General features: G+C 70.6%; 6 protein-coding genes. All 6 read right to left on the bottom strand.

Annotated elements, in window-relative coordinates; translation table 11 throughout:
- Nucleotides 1-175 precede the first annotated feature (175 nt).
- On the bottom strand, nucleotides 176-385 hold the full coding sequence (locus MHW47_RS34735) for a hypothetical protein (protein ID WP_239227812.1): 210 nt from the start codon (nucleotides 383-385) through the stop codon (nucleotides 176-178).
- The gene (locus MHW47_RS34730; protein ID WP_239227811.1) at nucleotides 382-594 is read right to left on the bottom strand and encodes a hypothetical protein; all 213 of its coding nucleotides are present in this window, start codon (nucleotides 592-594) and stop codon (nucleotides 382-384) included. The genes MHW47_RS34735 and MHW47_RS34730 overlap by 4 nt, the downstream gene beginning before the upstream one ends.
- 168 nt (nucleotides 595-762) lie before the next feature.
- Nucleotides 763-1,023: a hypothetical protein gene (locus tag MHW47_RS34725; RefSeq protein WP_239227810.1), complete on the bottom strand. Its 261-nt coding sequence runs from the start codon at nucleotides 1,021-1,023 to the stop codon at nucleotides 763-765.
- A gap of 73 nt (nucleotides 1,024-1,096) precedes the next feature.
- On the bottom strand, nucleotides 1,097-1,429 hold the full coding sequence (locus MHW47_RS34720; RefSeq protein WP_374230193.1) for a hypothetical protein: 333 nt from the start codon (nucleotides 1,427-1,429) through the stop codon (nucleotides 1,097-1,099).
- Entirely contained in the window at nucleotides 1,426-1,683 is a 258-nt protein-coding gene (locus MHW47_RS34715) for a hypothetical protein (protein ID WP_239227809.1), read from the bottom strand. Before MHW47_RS34715 ends, MHW47_RS34720 begins: the two co-directional genes overlap by 4 nt.
- A 61-nt stretch (nucleotides 1,684-1,744) precedes the next feature.
- Nucleotides 1,745-2,262 (bottom strand): peptidoglycan-binding protein (locus tag MHW47_RS34710; protein WP_239227808.1); only part of this gene is annotated, 518 nt, incomplete at its 5' end.

Below are 2,262 nucleotides of genomic sequence, written 5' to 3'. Positions count from 1 at the left end.
GGCGTGTATGCGTCTAAAGGGGCACGGTGCCAACGGAAAGCCCCGCCCGTACGCATCATGTCGTACGGGCGGGGCCTGGTGAGCTGCTAGGCAGCCATCCCACGAGCGATCATCACTGCCACGGAGCTGGACCCCAGCAGCCATACGAAGAGCATCAGAGCGCCCATGAGGCGCCTCACACGGGCTCTAAATCGTTGGTAAAAACCATGATCTCTCGACCCGATTTCCTGTCGTACACCCACGACATGTCGTAGTGCCGCCGCTCGCCTGGCATGCTTGCCGGGTCCATCCACGTAGGGTCGATGTCCCGCAGCACGCCGGTCCAGGTGCCCTCGGTGGAATGGTGCGTCACCATGCGGCCGATCATGTCTCTCGTGACCGTCATCCGAGACGCACCCCCCGGTTCTTCCAGTCCCGCACCCGCTGGAGCTTGGGTTCGAGGTGGGGGTGGTTCTGGATTTCCAGCAGCGCGTCCCTGTCCCGAGTTGCGTCGTACTGCTGGGCGAGGGCGCCGCAGACATCGCACCTGGGCGGCACGGTGACTCGCAGGTTCCCGAGTACGGGGTGATGGTCGATGATTTCGCGTCCGGGCATGGGTTCTGCCGCCTTTCCTGGTACGTGCGGGAAAGGCGGCCGTACGACCCGCGATGACGCGTCATGCGCCATCCGGCCGTACAGCGACATTCCCCGCGTTGCTACGCGGTCCGCTGCGGTCATGTTCGGTTTTCACTCCGTGAGTTGAGGGAGTGGTGCCCAATCAGGCTACGCCTGTGAAACGTCGGCGTCTCCCGTTTGGTCACGGTCGTCAGCGATCACGTAGGTGGTGCGTCCCACGGTCACGAATGTGGCACCGCGCAAAATCTCATTCGCCGCATCTTCGTAGTCGGCCGCGCGCGTGGTGGCGTCGCGGGCCGCCCGCTCCCACAGAACTGCGCGGGCGCCGAGCTTTTCCAGGATCGCCCGTCGGTCCGGGTACGTCTTGGTCTTCGGGTAGGCGAGGTCGTGGTCATCGTCAGAAAGCATGGCGGCAGCGTACCGACCGACGACGAAAAGCCCCCCGCGCGGCCGTAGGTGGCCGTGCGGGGGGCATTGGTACTCAGGACGTGGCGAACTGCCACAGGGACAGGGCGAGGCCGCACAAGGCGACCAGGGCGGCGACGGACGGAAGCGGCCACCGTGCCCGTTCGAGGTCGGCGAGCCTGGCGTCGTTGCGCTTCTGACGTTCGGTCTCCCCCTTCTCCAGTGCGTCGACGGAGGCGGCGAGCTGGTCGACGCGGGCGGCCTCCTGCTCGATGCGCCGGTCGGCCTGGTCGTGCCGTTGGGTGACCAGGGCCAACGATCCGTTGACGGTGGCGAAGCCCTCGGCCATCGTGCCGCGTAGCTCGGCGAGGGCGACGGCGATCGCGGCCGTGTCGGTCGGTTCGGTCACTGGGCGGGGCCTCCGTCGTCGACCAGGCCGAGGCCGAACCGGTCGAGGATCTGCTCGACGACCGGCGAGGCCATGACGCGGGCGGCGACGCCGGCGGCGCCCGCGGCCGTGACGGCGGCGGCGACGGCCCACGGCGCGGCGGCGGCGAGCTGGTCGGAGTCGGCGACGACTGCGGCGAGGGCGGGCACGACGGCGACGACGGCGGCGAACGTCTGGAGTGCGGTGCGGATGGCGCGCTTGGTCTGGGGGGTCATGGTGGGGAGTCCTCTCGGGCTGTGGGCGCCCGCCCGGCGGGGTGCCGGGCGGGCGAGGGGGTCATGCGAAAAGTCGGCGCCACGTCTCGGGGCCGGGGTAGCCGTCGGCGTCGGCGCCGGCCCAGCCCTGGGCGCGCTGGAAGGCGCGTACGGCGGTGCGGTCGGCGTTCGACCAGGACGGGCCGGGCCCGACCTTGTAGTACCGGCCGTATCCCTTGGCGACCAGGGCCTCGCCGAGGCGGGTCACGTGCGAGCCGTGCTTGCCGGGGCCGAACTGGGCGCGGCCGGGGAAGGCCGGCGGCCGGGGCCGGGGCTTGGGCTTCGGCTTGGTGGCGGTCTTGCCCGGCAGGGTGCCGAGCAGGCGCCGCAGGGAGGCATCTCCGGGCACGCCGTCGGCGTCGGCCCCGGTGTAGCCGAGGGACCGCTGATAGGACGCGTATGCCTCGGTGTCGGCGTCGGTCCAGTCCGGGCCGGGGCCGACGGCGTACGCGTCGCCGTGCCCGGCGGCGACCAGGGCCTCGCCGACGCGGGTCACGTGCGAGCCGTGCGCCCCGTAGCCGTACGGCAGGCCGTTGATGG

Source organism: Streptomyces sp. OfavH-34-F (genome assembly GCF_022347745.1).
GTDB lineage: Bacteria > Actinomycetota > Actinomycetes > Streptomycetales > Streptomycetaceae > Streptomyces.
The sequence above is the reverse complement of the archived record's forward strand: the minus strand, read 5'-3'. Positions and strand labels throughout refer to the sequence as shown.